Annotated in this window: 27 protein-coding genes and 1 other annotated feature; of the genes, 13 read left to right on the top strand and 14 right to left on the bottom strand. The window is 50.8% G+C overall.

Features of this window, described 5'->3' with window-relative positions; all coding sequences use genetic code 11:
* Nucleotides 1-513 precede the first annotated feature (513 nt).
* A complete protein-coding gene (smpB, locus tag FDX04_RS19580; protein ID WP_043017973.1) occupies nucleotides 514-996 on the bottom strand; it encodes an SsrA-binding protein SmpB in 483 nt (160 codons plus the stop codon).
* Between the two features lie 154 nt (nucleotides 997-1,150).
* Between smpB and ratA the strand changes: the two genes are divergently transcribed.
* Both ratA and FDX04_RS19570 read left to right on the top strand, forming a co-directional pair.
* Entirely contained in the window at nucleotides 1,151-1,594 is a 444-nt protein-coding gene (ratA, locus tag FDX04_RS19575; RefSeq protein ID WP_038642770.1) for a type II toxin-antitoxin system toxin RatA, read from the top strand.
* A complete protein-coding gene (locus tag FDX04_RS19570; RefSeq protein ID WP_137371363.1) occupies nucleotides 1,578-1,874 on the top strand; it encodes an RnfH family protein in 297 nt (98 codons plus the stop codon). Before ratA ends, FDX04_RS19570 begins: the two co-directional genes overlap by 17 nt.
* Before the next feature lie 50 nt (nucleotides 1,875-1,924).
* Here the strand turns inward: FDX04_RS19570 and bamE are convergent, their stop codons facing one another.
* The 3 genes from bamE to nadK form a co-directional block, all read right to left on the bottom strand.
* Nucleotides 1,925-2,269, bottom strand: a complete 345-nt coding sequence (bamE, locus tag FDX04_RS19565; protein ID WP_003826401.1) for an outer membrane protein assembly factor BamE — start codon at nucleotides 2,267-2,269, stop codon at nucleotides 1,925-1,927.
* Nucleotides 2,270-2,418: 149 nt separating this feature from the next.
* Nucleotides 2,419-4,080: a DNA repair protein RecN gene (recN, locus tag FDX04_RS19560; protein WP_137361380.1), complete on the bottom strand. Its 1,662-nt coding sequence runs from the start codon at nucleotides 4,078-4,080 to the stop codon at nucleotides 2,419-2,421.
* Between the two features lie 85 nt (nucleotides 4,081-4,165).
* A complete protein-coding gene (gene nadK, locus FDX04_RS19555) occupies nucleotides 4,166-5,044 on the bottom strand; it encodes an NAD(+) kinase (protein ID WP_042313284.1) in 879 nt (292 codons plus the stop codon).
* Between the two features lie 122 nt (nucleotides 5,045-5,166).
* On the opposite strand from nadK, the gene grpE reads away from it, so the two are divergent.
* A complete protein-coding gene (gene grpE / locus FDX04_RS19550) occupies nucleotides 5,167-5,760 on the top strand; it encodes a nucleotide exchange factor GrpE (protein ID WP_038642760.1) in 594 nt (197 codons plus the stop codon).
* Nucleotides 5,761-5,809: 49 nt separating this feature from the next.
* Here the strand turns inward: grpE and FDX04_RS19545 are convergent, their stop codons facing one another.
* Together FDX04_RS19545 and FDX04_RS19540 are read right to left on the bottom strand one after the other, a co-directional pair.
* Nucleotides 5,810-7,099, bottom strand: a complete 1,290-nt coding sequence (locus FDX04_RS19545) for an HlyC/CorC family transporter (RefSeq protein ID WP_137349537.1) — start codon at nucleotides 7,097-7,099, stop codon at nucleotides 5,810-5,812.
* An 18-nt stretch (nucleotides 7,100-7,117) separates the two neighbouring features.
* Nucleotides 7,118-7,909, bottom strand: a complete 792-nt coding sequence (locus tag FDX04_RS19540; protein ID WP_137361379.1) for an inner membrane protein YpjD — start codon at nucleotides 7,907-7,909, stop codon at nucleotides 7,118-7,120.
* Between the two features lie 166 nt (nucleotides 7,910-8,075).
* Between FDX04_RS19540 and ffh the strand changes: the two genes are divergently transcribed.
* The 5 genes from ffh to rplS all read left to right on the top strand — a co-directional run bounded on the left by ffh (nucleotide 8,076) and on the right by rplS (nucleotide 11,766).
* Nucleotides 8,076-9,437 (top strand): signal recognition particle protein, encoded by a 1,362-nt coding sequence (gene ffh, locus FDX04_RS19535; protein ID WP_006687321.1) that lies wholly within the window; start codon nucleotides 8,076-8,078, stop codon nucleotides 9,435-9,437.
* A 314-nt stretch (nucleotides 9,438-9,751) separates the two neighbouring features.
* Complete coding sequence (gene rpsP / locus FDX04_RS19530; RefSeq protein ID WP_003031228.1) at nucleotides 9,752-10,000, top strand: 30S ribosomal protein S16; 249 nt, start codon at nucleotides 9,752-9,754, stop codon at nucleotides 9,998-10,000.
* A gap of 18 nt (nucleotides 10,001-10,018) precedes the next feature.
* Nucleotides 10,019-10,567, top strand: a complete 549-nt coding sequence (rimM, locus tag FDX04_RS19525; protein ID WP_003031230.1) for a ribosome maturation factor RimM — start codon at nucleotides 10,019-10,021, stop codon at nucleotides 10,565-10,567.
* A gap of 44 nt (nucleotides 10,568-10,611) precedes the next feature.
* Complete coding sequence (gene trmD, locus FDX04_RS19520) at nucleotides 10,612-11,379, top strand: tRNA (guanosine(37)-N1)-methyltransferase TrmD (protein WP_003031232.1); 768 nt, start codon at nucleotides 10,612-10,614, stop codon at nucleotides 11,377-11,379.
* Nucleotides 11,380-11,418: 39 nt separating this feature from the next.
* Nucleotides 11,419-11,766: a 50S ribosomal protein L19 gene (rplS, locus tag FDX04_RS19515; protein ID WP_006687325.1), complete on the top strand. Its 348-nt coding sequence runs from the start codon at nucleotides 11,419-11,421 to the stop codon at nucleotides 11,764-11,766.
* 138 nt (nucleotides 11,767-11,904) lie between these two features.
* Here the strand turns inward: rplS and FDX04_RS19510 are convergent, their stop codons facing one another.
* The 4 genes from FDX04_RS19510 to FDX04_RS19495 form a co-directional block, all read right to left on the bottom strand.
* The gene (locus FDX04_RS19510) at nucleotides 11,905-12,387 is read right to left on the bottom strand and encodes an OmpA family protein (protein WP_038642755.1); all 483 of its coding nucleotides are present in this window, start codon (nucleotides 12,385-12,387) and stop codon (nucleotides 11,905-11,907) included.
* A 12-nt stretch (nucleotides 12,388-12,399) separates the two neighbouring features.
* Nucleotides 12,400-13,623, bottom strand: coding sequence for a diguanylate cyclase DgcN (gene dgcN / locus FDX04_RS19505; RefSeq protein WP_137371362.1), 1,224 nt, complete (start codon nucleotides 13,621-13,623; stop codon nucleotides 12,400-12,402).
* Nucleotides 13,616-14,134 (bottom strand): YfiR family protein, encoded by a 519-nt coding sequence (locus FDX04_RS19500; protein ID WP_042313295.1) that lies wholly within the window; start codon nucleotides 14,132-14,134, stop codon nucleotides 13,616-13,618. The genes dgcN and FDX04_RS19500 overlap by 8 nt, the downstream gene beginning before the upstream one ends.
* A gap of 158 nt (nucleotides 14,135-14,292) precedes the next feature.
* The gene (locus FDX04_RS19495; protein ID WP_137361377.1) at nucleotides 14,293-14,667 is read right to left on the bottom strand and encodes a DUF2799 domain-containing protein; all 375 of its coding nucleotides are present in this window, start codon (nucleotides 14,665-14,667) and stop codon (nucleotides 14,293-14,295) included.
* Between the two features lie 216 nt (nucleotides 14,668-14,883).
* Between FDX04_RS19495 and aroF the strand changes: the two genes are divergently transcribed.
* Nucleotides 14,884-15,954, top strand: coding sequence for a 3-deoxy-7-phosphoheptulonate synthase AroF (aroF, locus tag FDX04_RS19490; RefSeq protein WP_137361376.1), 1,071 nt, complete (start codon nucleotides 14,884-14,886; stop codon nucleotides 15,952-15,954).
* A 10-nt stretch (nucleotides 15,955-15,964) separates the two neighbouring features.
* Nucleotides 15,965-17,086 (top strand): bifunctional chorismate mutase/prephenate dehydrogenase, encoded by a 1,122-nt coding sequence (tyrA, locus tag FDX04_RS19485; RefSeq protein ID WP_003826456.1) that lies wholly within the window; start codon nucleotides 15,965-15,967, stop codon nucleotides 17,084-17,086.
* Between the two features lie 42 nt (nucleotides 17,087-17,128).
* Here tyrA and pheA read toward each other — a convergent pair whose 3' ends face one another.
* The 4 genes from pheA to bamD all read right to left on the bottom strand — a co-directional run bounded on the left by pheA (nucleotide 17,129) and on the right by bamD (nucleotide 19,885).
* Nucleotides 17,129-18,289 carry a bifunctional chorismate mutase/prephenate dehydratase gene (pheA, locus tag FDX04_RS19480; protein WP_038642743.1) on the bottom strand — a complete coding sequence of 387 codons (1,161 nt, stop codon included), beginning with the start codon at nucleotides 18,287-18,289 and terminating at the stop codon, nucleotides 17,129-17,131.
* A gap of 22 nt (nucleotides 18,290-18,311) precedes the next feature.
* Nucleotides 18,312-18,437 (bottom strand) — a sequence feature (Phe leader region).
* Nucleotides 18,389-18,436 carry a pheA operon leader peptide PheL gene (gene pheL, locus FDX04_RS19475; protein WP_100250063.1) on the bottom strand — a complete coding sequence of 16 codons (48 nt, stop codon included), beginning with the start codon at nucleotides 18,434-18,436 and terminating at the stop codon, nucleotides 18,389-18,391. (Overlaps the previous feature by 48 nt.)
* Nucleotides 18,438-18,539: 102 nt before the next feature.
* Complete coding sequence (gene raiA, locus FDX04_RS19470) at nucleotides 18,540-18,878, bottom strand: ribosome-associated translation inhibitor RaiA (protein WP_003031244.1); 339 nt, start codon at nucleotides 18,876-18,878, stop codon at nucleotides 18,540-18,542.
* A gap of 269 nt (nucleotides 18,879-19,147) precedes the next feature.
* Nucleotides 19,148-19,885 carry an outer membrane protein assembly factor BamD gene (gene bamD / locus FDX04_RS19465; protein WP_005130417.1) on the bottom strand — a complete coding sequence of 246 codons (738 nt, stop codon included), beginning with the start codon at nucleotides 19,883-19,885 and terminating at the stop codon, nucleotides 19,148-19,150.
* A 131-nt stretch (nucleotides 19,886-20,016) separates the two neighbouring features.
* On the opposite strand from bamD, the gene rluD reads away from it, so the two are divergent.
* From rluD to clpB, 3 genes are all read left to right on the top strand, one after another.
* Complete coding sequence (rluD, locus tag FDX04_RS19460; RefSeq protein WP_042313304.1) at nucleotides 20,017-20,997, top strand: 23S rRNA pseudouridine(1911/1915/1917) synthase RluD; 981 nt, start codon at nucleotides 20,017-20,019, stop codon at nucleotides 20,995-20,997.
* A complete protein-coding gene (yfiH, locus tag FDX04_RS19455; RefSeq protein WP_137371361.1) occupies nucleotides 20,994-21,725 on the top strand; it encodes a purine nucleoside phosphorylase YfiH in 732 nt (243 codons plus the stop codon). The genes rluD and yfiH overlap by 4 nt, the downstream gene beginning before the upstream one ends.
* Before the next feature lie 129 nt (nucleotides 21,726-21,854).
* Nucleotides 21,855-24,428: an ATP-dependent chaperone ClpB gene (gene clpB / locus FDX04_RS19450; protein WP_038642736.1), complete on the top strand. Its 2,574-nt coding sequence runs from the start codon at nucleotides 21,855-21,857 to the stop codon at nucleotides 24,426-24,428.
* The last annotated feature ends 72 nt before the right edge of the window (nucleotides 24,429-24,500 follow it).

Genomic DNA, 24,500 nt, shown 5'->3' with positions numbered 1-24,500 from the left:
AATGAGCAGACAGGTGCCTCGTTCATCATAATGATGAACTTGCACATGTAATTTCATGGATGAGATTTACAGATATCAGTTTCTGAACAAATAAAGTCGTAGTCTGAGCACCAAAAATAGTTCTTTCGTATTAGATGATATAGTCAGAAAGAAACTTTTCTGCAATGTCCAGATATTAAAAACATATGATGACATTTTTCATCGAAATGAGTTAAACGTTTCGATAAATGGGTTTTATTTATAAGTTACTGTAATTATTGTTTTTATTATTTATTGTTAATAATAAACAACAGTAATAATAATGCTATTTCGTAGGGTGGAAAATATAGGGTGCAAGTACTTGAAGTTTTATTCTATTAGGCTACTCCTTGCCTGCAGATTGGAGATTGTATTTTTAGCTGAACGATTCAGCAATGGGATATATAATTACTGTGAATGTATAATGCGGCTTTCAATAACTAAAAAATAAAGGCCAGTCATCATGGTGATAGACTGGCCACAGAGAAAAGAAGGTTATCGCCCGGCATTTTTCATAATACGTGCTTTATCCACCTGCCATTCACGTTCTTTCACATCGGAGCGCTTGTCGTGTTGTTTCTTACCTTTTGCGACGCCGATTTTCACTTTACACCAGGCGTTCTTCCAGTACAGCGAAAGTGCTACCACGGTATAACCATCCCGATTCATGCGACCATACAAAGAGTCGAGTTCGCGCTGGTTTAACAGTAGTTTACGGGTACGGGTGGGATCGCATACCACGTGTGTTGAAGCAACGGCCATCGGTGTGAAGTTGGCGCCAAACAGGAACGCTTCGCCGTCTTTGAGTATAACGTAGCTATCGCCGATGTTGGCTTTACCTGCGCGCAAGGATTTGACTTCCCAGCCCTGCAGAGCGAGTCCTGCTTCGAACTCTTCTTCGATAAAGTATTCGTGTCGTGCGCGTTTGTTAAGCGCGATTGTGGCTGAGCCAGGTTTGTGTGCTTTTTTCTTCGTCATAATGCCGCTCAGTATAGGTAATCTGGAATCGAAATACACCCCATTTCATCCAGCGGGGCGCAAGGCGCTATCTTAGCACGAGTTGGGCTATAGCGTTTTTTTTAGCGAGTGATAAATGGTATTATTTGTGTGATTGATATTGATGGAAATTGTTATGCCTCAGATTAGCCGGACCGCTTTAGTACCTTACAGTGCGGAGCAGATGTATCAGTTAGTGAATGATGTTAAATCCTATCCCCAGTTTTTACCGGGGTGTACCGGTAGCCGCGTACTGGAGTCGACTCCGGGACAAATGACGGCCGCTGTGGACGTCTCTAAAGCAGGGATTAGCAAAACGTTCACCACGCGTAACCAACTGACCAGTAATCAGAGCATACTGATGCATCTGGTCGATGGACCGTTTAAAAAACTGATTGGCGGCTGGAAATTTACGCCGTTAAGCCAGGACGCGTGCCGCATTGAGTTTCATCTCGATTTTGAGTTCACGAATAAACTCATCGAGCTGGCGTTTGGCCGCATCTTTAAAGAGCTGGCTTCGAATATGGTGCAGGCTTTCACCGTTCGCGCGAAAGAGGTTTACAGTGTCAGCGTCGGCTAAAATTGTCGTTGAAGTGGCATACGCGCTACCTGAAAAACAGTATTTACAGCGCGTAACGCTGCCGCAGGGCGCTACGGTGGAAGAGGCTATCCGCGCTTCCGGGTTGCTGGAATTACGTAATGATATCGATCTCAGCAAAAATAAAGTGGGCATCTACAGCCGTCCGGTAAAGCTTGCTGATGTTCTGCATGACGGCGATCGGGTGGAAATTTATCGGCCGTTGATTGCCGATCCCAAAGAGCTGCGCAGGCAGCGAGCAGAGAAATCCGCTAAAAAATAACAGACAATAAAAAAGGTGCTCATTGAGCACCTTTTTTTGATCTCTCAAACCTACTTGTTGTCGGTCAGGGCAGGTTTGTTATCAATGTTGGTCAATACGCCGCTGCTGTTAAAGGTCAGCGTCAGCGTTTGCTGAGTTACGCCTTCGTGTCCAGGTTGCTGACGGAACACATAGAACCAGGTGTTAGTGCCAAAAGGATCGGACATCATCGGGGTACCCAGAGCATAAGCAACCTGCTGTTGCGTCATGCCTGTACGCACTTTGGCGACATCGGTCGGTGTCAGATAATTTCCCTGGTTGATGTCAGGGCGGTAAACCACTCGCTCCAGAGTGGAACAGCCTGCAGTCAACATCAGTAGTACTGCTGCAGCAGCAGTCAGCGTTTTACAGCGCATAGTGATTTGATTCCTTTTCGGGCCCGAGCAGTACGCGGCTCATATGTAATATGCCGATGATAATAGACCTTTCACCACTTTAAAACCTTTTGCTGTCGGGTCGGTCGGCGATTTTATGTTGAACTCAGACCTTCACAAGGGAAAAAAGTTTATGCTGCCAGCAGTTCTTTTGCGTTTGCGAGGGTATTGCGTGTGACTTCGCTTCCGCCAAGTAAGCGGGCTAACTCCTGCAGACGTGCGCGTTTATCAAGCGGCTGCATGTGTGTTTCCGTCATTGCGCCGTCAGTTTCTTTGCTGACATAGAAATGTTGATGACCACAACCAGCAACCTGCGGCAGGTGCGTTACGCACATTACCTGGGTTGATTCTCCCAACTGACGCAGCATTTTGCCCACGACCGCTGCCGTCGGGCCGCTGATGCCGACATCAACCTCATCGAAAATCAGCGCCGGGGTTTCCATTTTACGTGCGGTAATAACCTGAATAGCCAGAGCGATGCGCGACAGCTCGCCGCCGGAAGCAACTTTCGCGATCGGTTGTAACGGCTGACCCGGGTTAGTGGTAACTTTAAACTCCACGCGGTCGGCACCGTCTGCGCTCAGATGATGCTCCTCAAATTTTACATCAATGCAAAAGAGACCATGCGGCATCGAAAGGGTATGCATACTCTCGGTAATGAGTTGCCCCAGTTCCTGGGCGTAATGCTGGCGCTGTTGGTGCAACCTTTTTGCTGTTTCCAGCGCCTGCTGATGGTGATTGTTCACCGCCAGGGTTAAGGTTTCGAGCGAGTCGGCCTGATCGTCAAGTTGCTGCTGTTCATCTAATAAAGACTGATAGAACTGCGGTAGCGCTTCCGGAGAGACGTGATGCTTACGTGCCAACGAGATTTGCTTTGAAATACGCTGCTCAAGTTCGAACAAACGGTTAGGGTCTAAATCCAGACGATCGCAATAGTGGCGCAGTTCATCGCTGGCTTCGCTGAGCTGAATGGTTGCCTCTTCCAGCATATCGAGGATACCGGAAAGTTTGCCGTCCATGCCTGCCAGTTCGGTGACCAGGTGCTTTGCGGTGTACAGCTGGCTCTGCAGATTGATGTCTTCGCCATCCGCGAGGATAGCCAGCGCCTGCTGGCTGGTGGTGAGCAATTGCCCGCTGTTAGCCAGACGCTTGTACTCTTCATCAATTTGCTCAAACTCGCCCGGCTGTGGGTTGAATTCGTTCAATTCTTTTAGCTGATATTGCAACAGTTCCGCCCGTGCTGCGCGCTCCTGGCTTTGTTGCTGATGATGCGCCAGATCGCGGCAGCTTTGGTGCCATAGCTGATAGCGCGCGGTCATTTCCTGGGCCAGGGACGCTTCATTGGCGTAACCATCAAGCAGGAATTTTTGGTGTTCGGATTTTGTCAGAAGCTGGTGTGCGTGCTGGCCGTGGATTTGAATCAGCAACTGGCCCAGCTCACGAAGCTGTGACAGCGGAACGGCGGTACCGTTAATAAAGCCACGGGAGCGGCCGTCGCTGCTGATAACGCGACGCAGCAAGCACTCACGGCCATCTTCAAGCTGGTTCTCTTCCAGCCAGCGCAGGGCTGCTGGGGTGTCTTTTAAGGCGAAACGGGCACAGAGGTCGGCTCGCGCAGCGCCTGCGCGCACCATGTCGGCTTCTGCGCGCCCGCCCAGGCACAAACCGAGAGCATCAATGGCAATGGACTTACCCGCACCTGTCTCACCGGTGATGACGGTCATGCCGTTCTGGAAATCGATCTCAAGTTCACGAACGATAGCAAAATTGCTGATGGTCAGTTGTGCCAACATAGCTGTTTTCCTGTATGAAAAACCATAACTGTAATTACATACAGTATAAACTGGTTTTTTATACAGTAAAGAGGTTGGCGTTAAATTAGAATAATTTTTTTGACCAGCCCAGCTTGGTACTTAATGTATTGAAATAGCTGTAATCTTTTGGATGTATCAGGTTCAGATGATAATCACAGCGGCGGATCAATACGTCTTCACCTTCCTGTATCGGCAGGGCGATTTGGCTGTCGCAGCTGATCTCCAGATCGCTACGGCGATGAGAAAAGCGCAGGCGAATTGTGCTGCTACTGTTGATCACCAGCGGGCGCGCAGAAAGCGTATGCGGGAACATCGGCACCAGCGTAATGGCATCCAGGGAAGGCGTCAGAATTGGGCCTCCGGCAGAGAGCGAGTAGGCGGTAGAGCCGGTAGGCGTAGAGATAATTAGTCCGTCGGAACGCTGAGAGAAGGCAAAGATTTCATCGATATACACTTCGAACTCAATCATATGCGCCACTTTGCCTGGATGCAGCACCACTTCGTTGATCGCGGTGCTGATGCGCTTTTGGCAATCCTGTTGGCATACCTGGGCTTCGAGTAAAAAGCGTTTTTCGCTGATGTAGTGGCCTTCCAGTACGTCAGCTAACTGTTGGTGGGCATTGTCTGGATCAAGGTCGGTGAGGAAACCGAGGTTACCGCGGTTAATTCCGATAACCTTGATGTCATAACGTGCCAGGGTGCGCGCAGCGCCCAGCATATTGCCGTCGCCGCCGACGACTACGGCGAGGTCTGCCTGCTGGCCAATCTCCGCGAGCGTACCGGTTTTCACATTTTTCAGCTGTAGCTCGTGCGCGATTTGTTGCTCCACGATAACCTCATAACCTTTGGCGCACAGCCAGCGGTAGAGCATTTCATGTGTTGTCAGTGCAGTGGGGTGACGTGGATGCCCCACAATGCCAATACACTTGAAATGATTGTTCATTTTCTCGAGGTCCTTGTAACGAAGATTAGTGACAATGTGAGTACTTCCCTTGAAACCCTGAATCTTATCCCCATAATAATCCAGGTTAGCGAGATGAATGCGAAAAAAACGCGGAGAAATTCATGAGTAGTAAAGAACAGAAAACGCCTGAGGGGCAAGCCCCGGAAGAAATTATCATGGATCAGCACGAAGAAGTTGAGGCGGTTGAACCAGACGCTTCTGCTGAGCAGGTGGATCCGCGCGATGAAAAGATTGCGAATCTGGAAGCTCAGCTTGCTGAAGCCGAAACTCGCGAGCGCGACAGCGTGTTGCGTATCAAAGCGGAAATGGAAAACCTGCGTCGTCGTACCGAACTGGATGTAGAAAAAGCGCATAAATTTGCGCTGGAAAAATTCGTCAACGAGCTGCTGCCGGTGCTGGACAGTCTGGATCGTGCGCTGGAAGTGGCGGACAAAGACAATGATGCGATGGCACCAATGATTGAAGGTATTGAGCTGACGCGTAAGTCAATGCTGGATGTGGTGGCGAAGTTTGGTGTGCAGGTGGTTGCGGATATCGATGTGCCGATGGACCCGAACGTGCATCAGGCCATTGCAATGGTAGAGTCTGACGACGTTGCCGCTGGTAATGTGCTGATGGTAATGCAGAAAGGCTATACCCTGAACGGACGTACCATCCGTGCGGCGATGGTCTCCGTGGCGAAAGCCAAAGGCTAATCAGCCCTGGGCCGGGTAATGCTGATGCGCTACCCGGCCCGGACTATGCTCACTGGTCCGCTACGCTTTCGCGCAGTGGTGTAACCGGCAACACCTGTACCTGTTTAATCATATTGTCCTGCACGTCGAGAATATCGATATCGTACTGCCCAATACGCACTCGTGTGCCAGCTACCGGGATCTCTTCCAGCGCTTCAAGAATAATACCGTTCACGGTACGTGCGTCATCCTCCGGCAGGTGCCAGTTAAACGCCTTATTGATTTCACGAACGTTGGCGCTGCCGTCAATGATCACTGAGCCATCATTCTGCGGCGTCACCTCTTCAGCAAGCGTCGGTGACATTGACGTGGTGAAATCGCCGACAATCTCTTCCAGAATATCTTCGACCGTGACCAGCCCCTGAATATCGCCATATTCATTGACCACCAGACCCACTTTCTTCTTATTGCGCTGAAATTTAATGAGCTGGGTGCTGAGGGGCGTACCTTCCGGGACGTAATAAATTTCGTCGGCCGCGCGTAACATGGTCTCTTTGGTGAACTCTTTTTTCTCCGCCATTAATCGCCAGGCTTCGCGTACGCGCAGCATACTGATGGCATCGTCGAGTGAGTCGCGGTACAGCACGATGCGACCGTGAGGGGAGTGCGAAAGCTGGCGCACGATTGATTTCCAGTCGTCGTTAATATCAATGCCGATGATTTCACTGCGCGGCACCATGATGTCATCGACGCTGACTTTTTCCAGATCCAGCACGGACAGCAACATATCCTGATTACGACGTGAGATTTGGGAGCGCGATTCATTGACCAGCGTTCGCAGTTCATCTTTACTCAGCGAACCGCTCACCACGATATCCGTTTTGATGCCCATCATGCGCATCAGCAGGCGGGTGATGGTATTAAGCAACCACACTAGCGGCATCATGATGATTTGCAGGGGGGCCAGCAAAAAACTGCTCGGGTAGGCGACTTTTTCTGGATACAGCGCGGCAATGGTCTTTGGCAGTACTTCGGCAAAAACCAGCACCACAAACGTTAGCACCCCGGTAGCGATGGCGACGCCGGCATCGCCATACAGGCGCATACCGACAATAGTGCCAAGCGCGGAGGCCAGAATATTCACCAGGTTATTACCGATCAGTACCAGGCTTATCAGGCGATCCGGTTTGCGAAGTAACTTTTCAACGCGTTTTGCCTGACGATTACCCTGCTTGGCCCGATGCCGCAGACGATAGCGATTCAGAGTCATCATTCCGGTTTCAGAACCGGAAAAATAGGCGGAAATGACCACCATGATGAGAAGCGTGACAATGAGCGTGGTGGTGGAGATGTGTTCCACGTAGGGTTCCTTAAAGATTTAACTCACGAACTGCTGCAGTATACGGCTGCCGAAATAGGCCAGCGTCAGAATGACTGCGCCTGCGACGTTAAACCATACGACGCGACGTCCGCGCCAGCCTTCATGGTAATGCCCCCACAACAGAACGATATAGACAAACCATGCCACGATAGAAAGAACGGCTTTATCAATATTCTCAGTACTGAACAGGTTATGCATGTAAAACAGGCCAGTACACAGAGTGAGCGTCAGCAGAACCACGCCGATCTGGGTGATATGAAACATTTTCCGCTCAATGCTCATCAGTGGCGGCATTTCATTACTGAACGCCAGTTTTTTGTTTTTCAATTGATAGTCGATCCACGCCAGTTGTAACGCATACAGCGCGGCAATAATCAGCGTGGCGTAAGCTAACAGCGATAGCCCGATGTGAATCATCATGCCCGGTGTCGCTTCGAGATGGGTGATGAACTCGTTGGGCATAAACGTCGCGAACGCGAGGTTGATCAGGGCAAAGGCGTAGACAATGGGCAGTAATAGCCAGCCACGATTGCGGGAAGCGACGATAGTCATTACCGTGCAGATCATCAGGCTAACCAGCGAGCCAACGTTCAACAGGCTCAGGTTTTGTCCGCTTTCACCGCCGGGCAGGATACGCGCTTCCAGAGCGATAGCATGGCTTACCAGCGCGACGACCGCAGAAAGAATAGCCATACGCCGCCAGCCGCTGTTTTTTTGCAGCAGGGCGGGAATAATCAGCGCGAGGCTGACTGAGTAGGCGACAAGGGCGAGCAGAGCAAAAACGGGCATATTAGGTGTCGACAGTTGGCCAGTGATAAAGAAAAGCAGTATAGCGTTACGTGACCGCTGCTCCAACCGTTGCATAACAACAAAGGCGGCTTCATGTTATACTGCGACAAATTTCTGTTGATGTGTCGCTGTCGCGACCGACCGTTTCCACCCCAGGCGAGAGACAATGTTTGATAATTTAACCGATCGTTTGTCGCGCACGCTGCGCAATATCAGTGGCCGTGGACGCCTTACTGAAGACAACGTTAAAGAGACGCTGCGCGAAGTGCGCATGGCGCTGCTGGAGGCTGATGTAGCGCTGCCGGTAGTGCGTGAGTTTATCAATCGCGTAAAAGAGAAAGCGGTTGGTCATGAAGTTAACAAAAGCCTGACGCCGGGTCAGGAGTTCGTCAAGATTGTCCGTAACGAGCTGGTTGCGGCAATGGGCGAAGAAAACCAGACCCTGAATCTGGCTGCTCAGCCGCCTGCCGTCGTACTGATGGCGGGCTTGCAGGGTGCGGGTAAAACGACCAGCGTTGGTAAGCTGGGGAAATTCCTGCGTGAGAAGCACAAGAAGAAAGTGCTGGTGGTCTCCGCGGACGTTTATCGCCCGGCGGCGATTAAACAGCTGGAAACGCTGGCCGAGCAGGTCGGTGTAGACTTCTTCCCGTCGGATGTCGGTCAAAAACCGGTCGATATCGTCAACGCCGCGCTGAAAGAAGCCAAACTCAAATTCTACGACGTGCTGCTGGTGGATACCGCCGGTCGTCTGCACGTTGACGAAGCGATGATGGACGAAATCAAACAGGTCCACGCTTCTATCAAACCGGTAGAAACGCTTTTTGTCGTCGATGCGATGACCGGTCAGGATGCCGCGAATACCGCAAAAGCCTTTAACGAAGCGCTGCCGTTAACTGGTGTGGTGCTGACCAAAGTTGATGGTGATGCGCGGGGCGGTGCGGCGCTCTCTATTCGTCATATCACCGGCAAGCCGATTAAATTCCTCGGTGTCGGCGAGAAAACCGAAGCGCTGGAGCCGTTCCACCCAGACCGTATTGCTTCACGTATTCTCGGCATGGGCGACGTGCTGTCGCTGATCGAAGATATTGAAAGCAAAGTTGACCGTGCGCAGGCAGAAAAATTAGCCAGCAAGCTGAAAAAAGGCGACGGCTTCGATCTCAACGATTTCCTTGAGCAGCTCAAGCAGATGAAAAACATGGGCGGTATGGCAAGCCTGATGGGCAAACTGCCGGGCATGGGTCAGATCCCTGACAATGTGAAATCGCAGATGGACGATAAAGTACTGGTGCGTATGGAAGCCATCATCAACTCGATGACGATGAAAGAACGCGCTAAGCCGGAAATCATCAAAGGTTCCCGTAAACGCCGCATTGCCACCGGTTGCGGCATGCAGGTACAGGACGTTAACCGCCTTCTGAAACAGTTCGACGACATGCAGCGCATGATGAAGAAAATGAAGAAAGGCGGGATGGCGAAGATGATGCGGAGTATGAAGGGGATGATGCCGCCAGGCTTCCCGGGTAGATAAATATATCGGGCTACCTTATATTTGCCATTTTGACGCCGGAGTGTGCTCGACAAAACACGATAGTGTTTTGAACGCCCTTTAGGGCGGCCCGAAGGGCGAGCGGAGCGAGTAAATGCTCACGTACTGCGTGTACGCTCCGCTTTCTGCGCGCACGCCGACGCCAAACTGGCTGCAACGGTCACGCCCTGGAATCAAGCTTCATCACATGTTGATTGCTTTTTTCCCAGAAATCAGTAAAATTTTCGGGCTTTTAATATGACACCGGGTCCCTTCCCTCGATGGGGCCCGGTGTTTTATTCACACAAGAGGATGTTATGGTTACTATTCGTTTAGCTCGTCACGGCGCTAAAAAGCGTCCGTTCTACCAGGTTGTTGTTACCGACAGCCGTAATGCACGCAACGGTCGCTTCATCGAGCGCGTTGGCTTCTTTAACCCAATCGCTAGCGAAAAAGAAGAAGGCACTCGCCTGGATCTGGATCGCATCGCTCACTGGGTTGGCCAGGGCGCGACTATTTCTGATCGCGTAGCTACGCTGATCAAAGCAGCAAACAAAGCAGCTTAATCTGTCACGGTGGTCATGATGAGCAAGCAACTCGCCGCGCAGGCTCCTGTGGAACCCATCGTTTTGGGGAAAATGGGGTCTTCTTACGGTATTCGTGGTTGGCTCAGAGTGTTTTCTTCCACTGAAGACGCCGAAAGCATTTTTGACTATCAGCCCTGGTTTATCCAGAAGGCGGGTCAGTGGCAGCAAGTACAGCTGGAAAGCTGGAAGCACCACAATCAGGATCTGATCATCAAGCTGAAAGGCGTTGACGATCGTGATTCGGCGAATCTACTGACCAATTGTGAAATTGTCGTGGATTCCTCGCAGTTGCCAGCGCTGGAAGATGGTTCCTACTACTGGAAAGACCTTATGGGCTGCCAGGTAGTGACCACCGAAGGCTACGATCTCGGTAAAGTCGTCGATATGATGGAAACCGGTTCGAATGACGTCATCGTCATCAAGGCAAACCTGAAAGATGCGTTTGGTATCAAGGAACGTCTTGTACCGTTCCTCGATGGGCAGGTTATCAAGAAAGTCGATCTCGCTACTCGTACTATCGAAGTAGATTGGGATCCTGGTTTTTAAACCACCGGATAAACGGTAAAAGTCGGCGTTATGGGGATTGGCTTGTGTTTATAGGTATCGTTAGCCTGTTTCCTGAAATGTTCCGCGCAATTACCGATTACGGGGTAACTGGCCGGGCAGTAAAAAATGGCCTGCTGAACATCCAGAGCTGGAGTCCTCGAGACTTTACTCATGACCGGCACCGTACCGTGGACGATCGTCCTTACGGCGGCGGACCGGGGATGTTAATGATGGTGCAACCCTTACGGGACGCCATTCATGCAGCAAAAGCTGCGGCTGGTGAAGGCGCAAAGGTGATTTATCTGTCACCTCAGGGACGCAAGCTTGATCAAGCGGGCGTCAGCGAACTGGCCACGAATCAAAAGCTGATTCTGGTGTGTGGTCGCTATGAAGGTATCGATGAGCGCGTGATTCAAACCGAAATTGATGAAGAATGGTCAATCGGCGATTACGTCCTCAGCGGTGGTGAGTTACCGGCAATGACGCTGATCGACTCCGTTTCCCGGTTTATTCCGGGGGTTCTGGGTCATGAAGCATCAGCAATCGAAGATTCGTTTGCTGACGGGTTGCTGGACTGTCCACACTATACCCGACCTGAAGTGTTAGAGCAGATGGAAGTACCGGCAGTATTACTGTCGGGGAACCACGCTGAGATACGTCGCTGGCGTTTGAAACAGTCGCTGGGCCGGACCTGGCTTAGAAGACCTGAACTTCTGGAAAACCTGGCTCTGACTGAAGAGCAAGCAAGGTTGCTGGCGGAGTTCAAAAAGGAACACGCACAACAGCAACATAAACATGATGGGCAGGCGTAAGCCCCCAATATCAGTTTACCCAGGATAAGAGATTAAATTATGAGCAACATTATTAAGCAACTTGAACAAGAACAGATGAAGCAGGACGTACCTTCCTTCCGTCCGGGTGATACCGTGGAAGTGAAAGTATGGGTTGTTGAAGGTTCCAAAAAACGTCTGCAGGCATTTGAGGGCGTGGTTATCGCTATTCGTAGCCGCGGTCTGCACTCTGCATTCACTGTTCGTAAAATTTCCAACGGCGAAGGCGTTGAGCGTGTCTTCCAGACTCACTCTCCGGTAGTTGACAGCATTGCTGTTAAACGTCGTGGTGCTGTTCGTAAAGCTAAACTGTACTACCTGCGTGAGCGTACTGGTAAGTCTGCTCGTATCAAAGAGCGTCTTAACTAAGATTCGCGCAAGCGACATCCTGTTAGAAAAGGGCTGGCCGAAAGGCTGGCCCTTTTTTTATCGCGATATTTATTTATGGGAACAGACTGACTGCCGGGGGATTTTACATACTCTCTGGATACAGTCAGCCGGGGATGATTACGGTGTGGCGATCACCACCGCGACACGGCGGTTTTCAGCGCGACCTTTAGAGGTCTGGTTACTGGCGATAGGGTATTTCTTCCCGAGTCCCTGGGTGGTCAGATTGGTACGGGGAATATTAGCGCCTTGTGCCCAGGCATCGGCCACGACATTTGCGCGTTTGAGCGACAGAGCTTCGTTGTAGCTGTCTTCGCCGTAGTTATCCGTATGACCGTCCAGACGTGCATGGTTTAGCCCGGTAGCAGCCAGTTTGGATGCCATTTCCTGAATCTGCTTTTCACTTTCCGGACGGAGCTTATAGTCGTTTTTATCAAACAGGATATTGTCAGACAGGCCAAGAGACCAGTCTCCTGAAACTTCGCTAAATCCGTACGATTTCATAGCTGCAATTTGCTCTGGGGTAAATTTTCCCTGAGGTGCCTGACAGCCTGCCACGATCAGTAAAAGCAGAAAAAACGGTGAAAATAGACGTTTTAACATGTGTGTAATTCCTTATTTAATAATGCGTTCAGAACGCAAATGTTTGGCCTGATACATATTTTGATCGGCAAGTTCTTGTAATTTCTCGGCAGAGGCATGTTCCCACGTCAGCGCAAAGCCAATGCTGAGTGTCATGCTTGCCAGATGACCATTGTGCAGGTCAAAAGGTCGGTTAAACGCTTGCGACAGTGCGGCACAGATACGCTGAACTTCGTATTCTGAGTGAACGCTATACAGCACCATGGCAAACTCATCGCCGCCAAGCCTGTAGGGGTGATGTCGATCACCTCCAAACTCGGCCAGCCTTTTTGCAACTTCAATCAGGACACGGTCGCCCGCTGCGTGGCCCCAGGTATCGTTAATAAATTTAAAATTATCACCATCAAGGAATAGCAATGCAGAACTGCTGCGGGCAGCATCGTCGTTCATCAGGGCGTTAATGCTGCTGCGAAATGCGGCGCGATTTGCCAGTCCTGTCAGAGGATCATGTAACGCGGTACGCAAAAGCTGAGCGTTCTTTGCCTGCAACCGAAGTTGCCATTCCTCCATTTCGTCCAGTAGGCTATTGAAATCCTGGGCAAAAAGATGAAATTCTTCGATATGTTCTTCTGAAACACGTCGTGAAAAGTTACGGTTGGTACGGACATCATGTACCACCTCGGTTATATTTTGCAGGGCTTCTACTACGCCATTGTGCAAATAGCGAGTGAGCATTAATGCAATGCCTGATGCCAGCAGAATGCATCCGGTAAGAACGGCCAGCGACAGATAAATGAAATGGCTGATCACGCTATCGCGTGCCGTCAGGCGCACTTCACCAATCACGCTGCCATTGTGCAAAATGGGCTGTGTGACCGGTTGCGGAAACAGCCAGTGGCTGATCAGACCGCTGATCTTTTCAGTGGTGTCCTGCGCGTCATAGCGCCAGGTGGCAATCACGTTCTGATTTTTATTACGCACTTCCGCTACGGAAAACTGCCCTTGTTGCCCTAGCGCCGCCAGTGTTTCTGTGGCCGCAACACTGTCAGAAAAGACTAATGCAGCTTCAAGTGTACGAGTCATAGTGGCTGCGGTCAGGTCCAGGTTCTTTTGCGCATACTGTCTTAATGCCAGCACGGAGGAAATGCTAAGCAGTAGCCAGATCAACGTCATGGTGACCAGGACGCTGATTATGCTGATACGCCGTAATGTCCGCTTAAACGTCGGGCGTGTTATGGGAGAATGGCCCTTATCCATGCTTTTTATTCCGTGCAAGCATCAATACGTCTGGACTGACCCTTACGCCACTGCGTGAAAGGGAATCCATATTTACGGAAAATCTCACATCTTCATCTTTAATTATGAGGCAAAAGGCACTGCCAATAACGCATTCGGGATTCTGTTCAGCGATTAATAACAGTGCCTTTGTCGGATATTTATTCTTTAATTCCACCTGATAACCAGGGGATTCTTTTCCAAAATAAAAACCATCACACTGCGCAACTAATATTTCTTGTTCCGTACGAATGATGACGGGAAGATAGGGTAAAGCACCAGTACTGGTATCTACCAGTACACTGGAAAAACGCGATGAAGAGAAAATACACAGTTTTGGTGGCCCGGAAAGTGAAGGCCAGTGTGTATAACTGACGATGCCGGAAACCATCGCGCGTACAGATTTTGCTTCTTCCGTAACGCTCTGGGCGTACAGCGGTAATCCGGTCAGGAGCAGTGCCAGTAGAAGTATGAGTCGGTAAGAATAGCTCATGAATAGTTACCTACCAGCGGTTGCCGTAAAGCGTCGAAATACACTCAAGATTGTTTGAGACAAAATAACATTATTTTCCTAAGTCGTCATTATTCCGGGTATAAAGCTATTGATAATTTAAGTTAAATCTCATGTGCTTATAAAATATAAGCTATTGTTTAATTTAATCTTATAGAGGCATTAGCTTCGTTTTCCCCTTTTTGCCAGGCGTTGTGTAACTGGTCAACATTTTCGACCGTATCGCAACTTGGGGGAAAGGTTTTCCCGGCCAGACCCCTGGCGTAAACAAAATCCTGCTGGCAGGTTTTACGTTGTCCCTCGGCGTAACCCTTAAGATATTCCGTACGATCGACTTCTGGATCATTGTAATTGTCGGCAAGAATTTCATTATCTTTAACCGCATAGCCTGAAATGGCATCGCGTATCCCGGCATCGTACCAGTCGGTTCTTGTCCAGGTAGGAGCGTGAGTATAGGGATCTATCTGACAGCCGCTCAGAAGTAGTATCAATAAGGTGCTGATGAGTTGCTTCATTGCCTGTGCTCCCGCGTTTTTTTTAAGCATAGTGGATCTGATATTTGGTGGGTGTAAATTTAAATATACATAAAGACGGGCCTTATTTAGTGCTTAATAGTATTATGTAAAGTAAAATTTACGGATTATGGATTGAAATCTTTACCTGTTGTGATATCGTTATTTCCTCCTCGCTGAGGATCAACTATCGCAAACGAGCTAAACAGGATCACCATCATGCAAAAAGACGCGCTGAACAACGTACATATTACCGACGAACAGGTTCTGATGACTCCGGAGCAGCTGAAAGCTGAATTTCCGCTGAGCCAGGCGCAAGAGGCGCAAATCGCCCAGTCGCGTAAAACCATTTCAGATATTATCTCTGGTCGCGATCCGCGTTTGCTGGTGGTATGTGGTCCGTGCTCCATTCACGATCCTGAAATGGCAATTGAGTACGCTCGTCGATTTAAAGCCCTTGCCGCAGAGGTCAGCGATAACCTCTACCTGGTGATGCGCGTCTATTTTGAAAAACCCCGTACTACCGTTGGTTGGAAAGGGTTAATTAACGATCCTCATATGGATGGCTCTTTTGATGTTGAAGCTGGACTGAAAATTGCGCGTCAGCTGCTGCTTGAACTGGTAAATATGGGACTTCCGCTGGCAACTGAAGCTCTGGATCCTAATAGCCCGCAGTACCTGGGCGATCTGTTTAGCTGGTCAGCAATCGGGGCGCGTACCACGGAATCACAGACTCACCGTGAAATGGCTTCTGGTCTTTCGATGCCGGTTGGCTTTAAGAACGGCACTGACGGCAGCCTGGCCACCGCTATCAACGCCATGCGTGCCGCGGCGCAGTCACACCGTTTTGTCGGTATTAACCAGGCAGGGCAGGTAGCGCTGCTGCAAACTCAGGGCAATCCGGACGGTCATGTGATCCTGCGTGGCGGCAAAGCGCCGAACTACAGCCCGGCAGATGTTGCCCAATGCGAAAAAGAGATGGAGCAGGGGGGACTAAGACCTTCCCTGATGGTAGATTGCAGTCATGGTAACTCCAATAAAGATTACCGCCGTCAGCCTGCCGTGGCTGAATCCGTGATTGCGCAAATCAAAGATGGCAATCGCTCGATCATTGGTTTGATGATTGAAAGTAATATTCATGAAGGCAACCAGTCTTCCGAACAGCCGCGCAGCGCAATGAAATACGGTGTGTCCGTAACCGATGCGTGCATTAGCTGGGAAATGACGGATGCGCTGCTGCGTGAAATTAGCCAGGATTTAAACGGCCAGCTGTCGGCGCGTGTAGCATAAGAGGTTGGTTATGGTTGCTGAATTGACCGCATTACGCGATCAAATTGATGAAGTCGACAAGGCGCTGCTGGATTTGCTGGCACGCCGCCTGGAGCTGGTTGCTGAAGTCGGCGAAGTAAAAAGCCGCTTTGGGCTGCCGATCTACGTGCCGGAACGGGAGGCCTCTATGCTGGCTTCTCGCCGCGCGGAAGCGGAAGCCCTTGGCGTACCGCCGGATCTGATAGAAGATGTGCTGCGCCGGGTTATGCGCGAGTCCTACTCCAGTGAAAATGACAAAGGATTTAAAACGCTTTGTCCTTCTCTGCGACCGGTGGTGATCGTCGGCGGCGGTGGTCAGATGGGGCGTCTTTTCGAAAAAATGCTCACTCTGTCAGGTTATCAGGTGCGGATCCTGGAACAGCAGGACTGGGATCGCGCGCCGGAGATCGTCTCTGATGCAGGCATGGTGATCGTCAGCGTGCCGATCCACGTCACCGAGCAGGTAATCGCCAAATTACCGCGTCTGCCGTCTGACTGTATTCTGGTCGATTTGGCATCGGTGAAAAATGGTCCTTTACAGGCGATGCTGGCAGCGCACGATGGTCCGGTGGTGGGGTTACATCCCATGTTTGGTCCGGACAGCGGCAGTCTGGCAAAACAGGTGGTTGTCTGGTGTGATGGACGTCAGCCGGAAGCCTATCAGTGGTTTCTGGAACAGATTCAGGTCTGGGGCGCGCGGCTGCATCGGATCAGCGCCGTTGAACACGACCAGAATATGGCGTTTATTCAGGCCTTGCGTCACTTTGCGACCTTCGCCTATGGTCTGCACCTGGCGGAAGAAAACGTGCAACTGGAACAATTGCTGGCGCTCTCTTCGCCGATTTACCGCCTTGAGCTGGCGATGGTTGGACGCCTGTTTGCCCAGGATCCGCAGCTGTATGCCGATATCATTATGTCGTCTGAGAGCAACCTTGCGCTGATCAAACGCTACTACCAACGTTTTGGTGAGGCGATTGGTTTACTGGAGCAGGGTGATAAGCAAGCGTTTATCGACAGCTTCCGTAAGGTGGAGCACTGGTTTGGCGATTATGCGAAACGCTTCCAGAGCGAAAGCCGTACTTTGTTGCGCCAGGCGAATGACAGCCGTCCTTAAGTAAGATGCCGGATAAGCCTGGCGCCATCCGGCATTGTCACGTTAACTCGGATCGACCGGCACCACGTTCTCACTCGGGTAACATCCCAGCACCTTCATCGAACGCGTAATCTCTCCCAATTCCTTTAACGCCTTTTGCATTTGGGGGGATTCCAGATTGGCCTGGATATCAAGATAAAACATCTCTTCCCATGGATTGCCGTGAATCGGGCGTGACTCCAGTTTAGTCATAATCAGATTATGGTTGCGCAGTACCAGCAGCGCTTCAACCAGCGCACCGGCCTGTTGGCCTGTTGCCATCAGCAGCGTGGTTTTCGCCGGAACTTGGTCGGAAACATTGATAGCCTTGCGTGCCAGTACCACAAAGCGGGTGATGTTTTGTGTCTGGTTTGCTTCGATATGCTCGAGAACCTGCAAACCATACAGTACGCCTCCGGCTTCGCTCCCCAATGCGGCTACGCGCGGTGAGTTAGCTTGTGCAACTTTTTCCATCGCCGCTGAGGTGCTTTCGGTGTACTCAATCTTCCAGTGTGGGTAACGGCTCAGGAACTTGCTGCACTGTTGGAACGGCTGCGGGTGGCTGTATACCGTATCAATGGTCTCGAGATCGGTTGTGCCGGATACCAGTACGCAGTGGTCAATCGTAATAGTCATCTCGCCAACTATAGACAGACTGGTGTGCTGCAGCAGGTCGTAGACGTCGTTAATCCCACCGGAGCTGGTGTTTTCAATCGGGACGACCGCATAGTCAGCTTGTCCGGTTTCGACCTGATTAAAGATATCGGCAAATTTCGCGCAGCCGCTTTCAATGAATTGTTCAAAATGACGGGCAGCGTACTGACGTGCGGCGAGGTGTGAGTATGATCCTTTTGGCCCAAGGAAGGCGACGCGCGCGGAGTGCGGATTAATTTTGTTCAGGTGTTGCTGGAGCAGTGCCTGCTGCGTCAGGACGGAGTCTTCGATAATCAGTTGGAACAGGCGGGTGATATAGTGCGCGTCGAGATGATGCGCTTTGCCAAGCTGAATCAGTCGGTCTAACAGATCGCGTTCGCGGTCGATATCACGTACCGGACGATGTGAAAGCAGTTTAGCTTTACCGACTTCTACGGCCAGCCCACGCCGTTCAGCCAGCAGGGCCAGTAATTTTTCATCCAGCGAACTGATTTTATCGCGCAGCGCCAGCAATGGGTTTTCCGATGTCATAGTGTTGCCTTTCTTGTTATCAATAAAAAAGGCCCCCCGTTGTGGGAGGCCTTATTGTTCGTCTTCGCATTCTTTATCACACGACGAAACGCCTCCCATTCAGGGGAAGGTAAAAAAGAATGCGAAGAAGAACGGGACAAGTTTCATGTAATTTTCCTTTGGCTACGTCAGTAAAGTACCCGTACTGTTTTCACCCTGTCAACAAAAAACGCGCCCGAAGGCGCGTTGGCGATACACTCAATGTAAGGGACTACTCTTCTTCTGCTTCGACGAAGTTGGCGTCTTTGACTGAAGTTGTTGCACGACGGGCTTCGCCTTTGTGCTGCACTTTATTGAGCTGCCGTTCCAGCTTGTTGATCAAATCGTTAATTGCGGTGTACATATCCTCGTGTTTTGCGCTGGCGACCAGATGTCCGTTCGGTGTATTGATGGTGGCATCAGCAATGAAACCCTGTGGTTCCTTAGACAGAATGATATGTGGATTAATCAGATGAGTTTGCCATTTTTCAAGTTTGGCGAGACGGTCTGCGACATGCTGGCGAATTGCCGGAGTAATTTCCATTTGTTTACTGGTAATGTTCATTGTCATAAATTTTACCTCTTGTCTTTCCCGTCTTGGTGATTCCAGCATACCGTTCCTAATGTCAAAATGTGTGATTTAAATCACATTATTTTGTCGCTTTTTGTCAAGAAAACCTTTTTGTGAGGCACCGCAGGAACAAGCGATTTTTTACTTGAGGAATAGCAGAAAGCAGGCCATATTTGATGAGATGCGTCGGAGCTAAACCGCTTCAGTTATGGCGTAAACGGATAAAAAAACGGCAGCCCTTGGGCTGCCGTTTTGCATTCTGAGGTAAATCAGGTATTACTGCTGTTGGCGGCAATGATTTTCGCTACTTTTTCTGCCTGCGCATTCATTTGCATCTGGCGATAAGCGTTTTCCATCAACGGCAGAGCATCACGCGTTGCCTGGGTATCCGGGTAGTCGCGCAGCATGCCTTCCACACGGTTTACCACCGCCACCCATGCGCCACGGGCAGTATAATATTCCGCAACGGAGTATTCATACTTCGCCAGACGATCTTTCAGGAACACCAGACGTTTAGTGGCGTCAGTGGTGTACTGACTGTTCGGATAGCCACGTACCAGTTTGGAAAAGTCATTAAACGCAGCTCGGGCATGTTGTGGATCGCGATCGCTGCGATCAACCCCAAAGAATCCTTGCAGTGCGCTATCATCCAACGCCATATTGGTCAGGCCACGCATATACATGACATAATCAATGTTAGGGTGTGTCGGATTAAGACGGATAAAACGATCGATGGCAGCCTGAGCAAGTGGCAGATCGGCGTTTTTGTAGTAGGCGTAGATGAGATCTAATTGCACCTGCTGAGAATACGGTCCAAATGGATAACGGTTATCCAACGCTTCCAATTGCGTTATTGCCTGTTTCCAGTTACCGTCCTGCAGCTTTTGCTGAGCAGTCGCGTAGATTTCATTTGGCGGATTATCGGGCACCTCTTCCTTTGAACCCGAGCAACCCGCCAAAAACAGGCTCAACGTGGCTGCTGCCACCAGATATTTCATGCGCGTCATGACGTTTTGACTTTCCTCAAAATGTTTTACGGGAGATTCTCTGTTCCTGCTCCCGGTTAAGACCAGCTACAATAGCACACTATATTAAACGGCAAAGCCGTAAAACCCAACGTTAAACGAAGAAGCAGTTTATGGCACAACGAGTAGAACTCACCGCAACAGTCTCCGAAAATCAGCTCGGTCAACGCTTAGATCAGGCTTTGGCCGAATTGTTCCCTGATTATTCGCGATCGCGCATAAAAGAATGGATCCTCGACCAGCGCGTGCTGGTAAATGGCAATCTTTGCGATAAACCGAAAGAAAAAGTGTTGGGTGGAGAGCAGGTCTCCATCAATGCAGAAATTGACGAAGAGGTTCGTTTTGAGCCTCAGGATATCCCGCTGGATATCGTGTATGAAGATGACGATATTCTTGTTATCAACAAACCGCGTGACCTCGTGGTGCATCCGGGTGCAGGCAATCCTGATGGCACGGTTTTGAATGCGTTGCTGCATTACTACCCGCCAATTGCGGATGTTCCTCGCGCGGGTATCGTCCATCGTCTGGACAAAGACACGACCGGATTAATGGTGGTGGCAAAAACCGTTCCGGCGCAAACGCGTCTGGTGGAGTCATTACAGCTGCGTGAAATTACCCGTGAGTACGAAGCCGTGGCGATTGGTCATATGACAGCGGGCGGAACCGTTGAAGAGCCGATTAGCCGTCACCCGACCAAGCGTACACACATGGCGGTACACCCGATGGGTAAACCGGCGGTGACGCACTATCGTATTATGGAACACTTCCGTGTGCACACGCGTCTGCGGTTGCGTCTGGAAACCGGACGTACGCACCAGATCCGCGTGCACATGGCACATATTACCCATCCGCTGGTGGGCGATCAGGTCTACGGCGGCCGTCCGCGTCCACCGAAAGGCGCTTCTGACGAATTTATTTCCGTATTGCGTAAGTTCGACCGTCAGGCGCTGCACGCGACCATGCTGCGTCTGTATCACCCGATTTCCGGTATCGAAATGGAATGGCATGCGCCAATTCCACAAGATATGGTGGAACTGATTGAAGTGATGCGCGCTGATTTCGAAGAACATAAGGATGATATTGCCTGGTTATGAGTAAGCTAATTGTCCCGCAGTGGCCGCTACCGCAAGGTGTTGCGGCATGTAGTTCTACCCGTATTGGCGGTATCAGTATGCCGCCTTATGATTCGCTGAATCTGGGCGCCCATTGTGGCGATAACCCGGAGCATGTCGAAGAGAACCGCAAACGACTGTTTGCTGCGGGCAATCTGCCTTCAAAGCCAGTCTGGCTGGAACAGGTCCACGGTAAGGACGTCCTGAAACTGACGGGCGGGCCGTACTCATCCAAACGTGCGGATGCGTCATACAGCAATACGCCGGGCACGGTGTGTGCGGTGATGACGGCGGACTGTCTGCCCGTATTATTTTGTAATCGTGCAGGTACGGAAGTCGCGGCGGCCCATGCGGGTTGGCGCGGATTATGCGCTGGCGTGCTGGAAGAGACGGTGGCGTGTTTTGCCGACAAACCTGAAAATATTATTGCCTGGCTAGGCCCGGCGATTGGCCCGAACGCGTTCGAAGTGGGGCCAGAAGTCCGCACAGCGTTTATGGCGAAAGATTCGCAGGCGGACCTCGCATTTGTACCGCGCGCAGACAAATATCTGGCGGATATCTACCAGCTTGCGCGCCAGCGTCTGGCAAATGTTGGCGTGACGAACCTCTATGGCGGTGACCGTTGCACCTTCAGCGAAAGTGAGACTTTCTTCTCTTATCGTCGCGACAATACCACGGGGCGTATGGCAAGTTTTATTTGGCTGATATAACCTAAAGAATCAAGACGATCCGGTACGTGTAATTTTCTTTTCACATAATTCAGGTCATTCACCTTGAATAATTGAGGGATGACCTCATTTAATCTCCAGTAGCAATTTTGACCTGTTATGGGAGGAGTTATGCGTCTGGATCGTCTTACTAATAAATTCCAGCTTGCTCTTGCCGATGCCCAGTCACTCGCATTGGGGCACGACAATCAATTCATCGAACCACTTCATCTAATGAGCGCCTTGCTGAATCAGGAAGGGGGATCGGTACGTCCTTTATTAACCTCTGCTGGCATTAATGCCGGCCAGTTACGTACAGCCATTGACCAGGCGTTGAGCCGCTTGCCGCAGGTAGAAGGCACCGGCGGTGATGTGCAGCCTTCTCAGGATCTGGTGCGTGTACTGAATCTTTGCGACAAGCTGGCGCAAAAACGAGGGGACAACTTTATTTCGTCAGAACTGTTCGTTCTGGCGGCGCTTGAGTCACGCGGTACGCTGACCGACTTATTAAAATCAGCAGGGGCGACGACCGCCAATATCACTCAGGCAATTGAACAAATGCGTGGAGGTGAAAGCGTGAATGATCAGGGAGCTGAAGACCAACGTCAGGCCTTGAAAAAATATACCGTCGATCTGACTGAACGCGCCGAACAGGGCAAGCTCGATCCGGTTATCGGTCGTGATGAAGAAATTCGCCGCACCATTCAGGTGCTGCAACGTCGTACTAAAAATAACCCGGTGTTGATTGGTGAACCTGGCGTCGGTAAAACTGCCATCGTTGAAGGGCTGGCGCAGCGTATTATCAACGGCGAAGTGCCGGAAGGCTTAAAAGGCCGCCGCGTACTGGCGCTGGATATGGGCGCGCTGGTGGCCGGGGCCAAATATCGTGGCGAGTTTGAAGAACGTTTAAAAGGTGTGCTGAACGATCTCTCTAAACAAGAAGGCAACGTCATTCTGTTTATTGATGAGCTGCACACCATGGTTGGCGCGGGTAAAGCCGATGGCGCCATGGATGCCGGTAACATGCTGAAACCGGCGCTGGCGCGTGGGGAACTGCACTGCGTAGGCGCAACCACGCTCGATGAATATCGTCAGTACATCGAAAAAGATGCGGCGCTGGAACGTCGTTTCCAGAAAGTGTTTGTGGCTGAACCCTCAGTAGAAGACACCATCGCCATTTTGCGTGGTCTGAAAGAGCGTTATGAGCTGCACCACCATGTGCAGATCACTGACCCGGCGATTGTGGCGGCAGCGACGCTGTCTCACCGCTATATTGCCGACCGTCAGTTGCCGGATAAAGCTATCGACCTGATCGATGAAGCGGCATCCAGCATTCGTATGCAGATTGACTCCAAGCCGGAAGAACTGGACAGACTCGACCGCCGTATTATCCAGCTCAAACTGGAACAGCAGGCATTAATGAAAGAGTCTGATGAGGCGAGTAAAAAGCGTCTCGATATGCTCAACGAAGAACTGGACGACAAAGAGCGCCAGTATTCTGAGTTAGAAGAAGAGTGGAAAGCGGAAAAAGCCTCGCTCTCCGGTACTCAGACGATTAAGGCTGAGCTGGAGCAGGCGAAGATTGCCATTGAGCAGGCGCGTCGTGTGGGCGATCTGGCGCGGATGTCCGAGCTGCAGTACGGTAAAATTCCGGAGCTGGAAAAACAGCTGGAAGCCGCTACCCAGTCGGAAGGTAAAACTATGCGTCTGTTGCGTAACAAAGTGACCGATGCAGAAATTGCTGAAGTGCTGGCGCGTTGGACGGGGATCCCGGTTGCCCGCATGCTGGAAGGCGAACGGGAAAAACTGTTGCGTATGGAGCAGGAGTTGCACAGCCGTGTGATTGGCCAGAACGAAGCGGTTGAAGCGGTATCTAACGCGATTCGCCGTAGCCGTGCTGGGCTGTCTGACCCGAACCGTCCGATTGGTTCATTCCTGTTCCTTGGGCCGACCGGTGTCGGTAAAACTGAACTGTGTAAAGCGCTGGCAAACTTTATGTTCGACAGTGACGATGCAATGGTGCGTATCGATATGTCCGAGTTTATGGAGAAACACTCGGTGTCTCGTCTGGTCGGTGCGCCTCCGGGATATGTCGGCTACGAAGAGGGTGGTTATCTCACTGAAGCCGTGCGCCGTCGTCCTTACTCCGTCATCCTGCTGGATGAAGTGGAGAAAGCGCATCCGGATGTGTTCAACATTCTGCTGCAAGTGCTTGACGATGGTCGTCTGACTGACGGGCAAGGGAGAACGGTCGACTTCCGTAATACGGTGGTCATCATGACTTCGAACCTGGGGTCCGATCTGATCCAGGAACGTTTTGGCGAGCTCGATTACAGCCACATGAAGGATATGGTGCTGGGCGTTGTGAGCCATAACTTCCGTCCGGAATTCATCAACCGTATAGATGAGGTTGTGGTATTCCATCCGTTGGGCGAGCAGCACATTGCTTCTATTGCTCAGATCCAACTGCAGCGTCTGTATAAACGTCTGGAAGAGCGTGGCTATGAAATCCATATCTCTGACGAAGCGCTCAAACTGCTGAGCGCGAATGGTTACGATCCGGTATATGGCGCGCGTCCATTGAAACGCGCTATCCAGCAACAGATCGAAAACCCGCTGGCGCAGCAAATTTTGTCCGGGGAGCTGATTCCTGGCAAAGCCATTCGCCTGGAAGTGAACGACGACCGTATCGTGGCAGTGCAGTAAGTCACAAAACGACAATAAACGAGCCCTGCGGGGCTCGTTTTTGTTGTGCACAGAAAACCCCCAGCTAGGCTG

The sequence above is a fragment of the Citrobacter sp. wls615 genome (assembly GCF_005281355.1).
GTDB lineage: Bacteria > Pseudomonadota > Gammaproteobacteria > Enterobacterales > Enterobacteriaceae > Citrobacter > Citrobacter werkmanii.
This window is presented reverse-complemented; position numbering and strand designations above follow the sequence as displayed.

What these genes read in the sequence shown, in the direction of transcription:
- raiA (WP_003031244.1), bottom strand. Translation starts at nt 18,878, where the DNA reads ATGACAATGAACATTACCAGTAAACAAATGGAAATTACTCCGGCAATT.
- rimM (WP_003031230.1), top strand. Translation starts at nt 10,019, where the DNA reads ATGAGCAAGCAACTCGCCGCGCAGGCTCCTGTGGAACCCATCGTTTTG.
- nadK (WP_042313284.1), bottom strand. Translation starts at nt 5,044, where the DNA reads ATGAACAATCATTTCAAGTGTATTGGCATTGTGGGGCATCCACGTCAC.
- rluD (WP_042313304.1), top strand. Translation starts at nt 20,017, where the DNA reads ATGGCACAACGAGTAGAACTCACCGCAACAGTCTCCGAAAATCAGCTC.
- smpB (WP_043017973.1), bottom strand. Translation starts at nt 996, where the DNA reads ATGACGAAGAAAAAAGCACACAAACCTGGCTCAGCCACAATCGCGCTT.
- yfiH (WP_137371361.1), top strand. Translation starts at nt 20,994, where the DNA reads ATGAGTAAGCTAATTGTCCCGCAGTGGCCGCTACCGCAAGGTGTTGCG.
- FDX04_RS19495 (WP_137361377.1), bottom strand. Translation starts at nt 14,667, where the DNA reads ATGAAGCAACTCATCAGCACCTTATTGATACTACTTCTGAGCGGCTGT.
- bamE (WP_003826401.1), bottom strand. Translation starts at nt 2,269, where the DNA reads ATGCGCTGTAAAACGCTGACTGCTGCTGCAGCAGTACTACTGATGTTG.
- FDX04_RS19510 (WP_038642755.1), bottom strand. Translation starts at nt 12,387, where the DNA reads ATGTTAAAACGTCTATTTTCACCGTTTTTTCTGCTTTTACTGATCGTG.
- grpE (WP_038642760.1), top strand. Translation starts at nt 5,167, where the DNA reads ATGAGTAGTAAAGAACAGAAAACGCCTGAGGGGCAAGCCCCGGAAGAA.
- rplS (WP_006687325.1), top strand. Translation starts at nt 11,419, where the DNA reads ATGAGCAACATTATTAAGCAACTTGAACAAGAACAGATGAAGCAGGAC.
- rpsP (WP_003031228.1), top strand. Translation starts at nt 9,752, where the DNA reads ATGGTTACTATTCGTTTAGCTCGTCACGGCGCTAAAAAGCGTCCGTTC.
- FDX04_RS19540 (WP_137361379.1), bottom strand. Translation starts at nt 7,909, where the DNA reads ATGCCCGTTTTTGCTCTGCTCGCCCTTGTCGCCTACTCAGTCAGCCTC.
- bamD (WP_005130417.1), bottom strand. Translation starts at nt 19,885, where the DNA reads ATGACGCGCATGAAATATCTGGTGGCAGCAGCCACGTTGAGCCTGTTT.
- ratA (WP_038642770.1), top strand. Translation starts at nt 1,151, where the DNA reads ATGCCTCAGATTAGCCGGACCGCTTTAGTACCTTACAGTGCGGAGCAG.
- ffh (WP_006687321.1), top strand. Translation starts at nt 8,076, where the DNA reads ATGTTTGATAATTTAACCGATCGTTTGTCGCGCACGCTGCGCAATATC.
- FDX04_RS19500 (WP_042313295.1), bottom strand. Translation starts at nt 14,134, where the DNA reads ATGAGCTATTCTTACCGACTCATACTTCTACTGGCACTGCTCCTGACC.
- dgcN (WP_137371362.1), bottom strand. Translation starts at nt 13,623, where the DNA reads ATGGATAAGGGCCATTCTCCCATAACACGCCCGACGTTTAAGCGGACA.
- aroF (WP_137361376.1), top strand. Translation starts at nt 14,884, where the DNA reads ATGCAAAAAGACGCGCTGAACAACGTACATATTACCGACGAACAGGTT.
- clpB (WP_038642736.1), top strand. Translation starts at nt 21,855, where the DNA reads ATGCGTCTGGATCGTCTTACTAATAAATTCCAGCTTGCTCTTGCCGAT.
- pheA (WP_038642743.1), bottom strand. Translation starts at nt 18,289, where the DNA reads ATGACATCGGAAAACCCATTGCTGGCGCTGCGCGATAAAATCAGTTCG.
- recN (WP_137361380.1), bottom strand. Translation starts at nt 4,080, where the DNA reads ATGTTGGCACAACTGACCATCAGCAATTTTGCTATCGTTCGTGAACTT.
- tyrA (WP_003826456.1), top strand. Translation starts at nt 15,965, where the DNA reads ATGGTTGCTGAATTGACCGCATTACGCGATCAAATTGATGAAGTCGAC.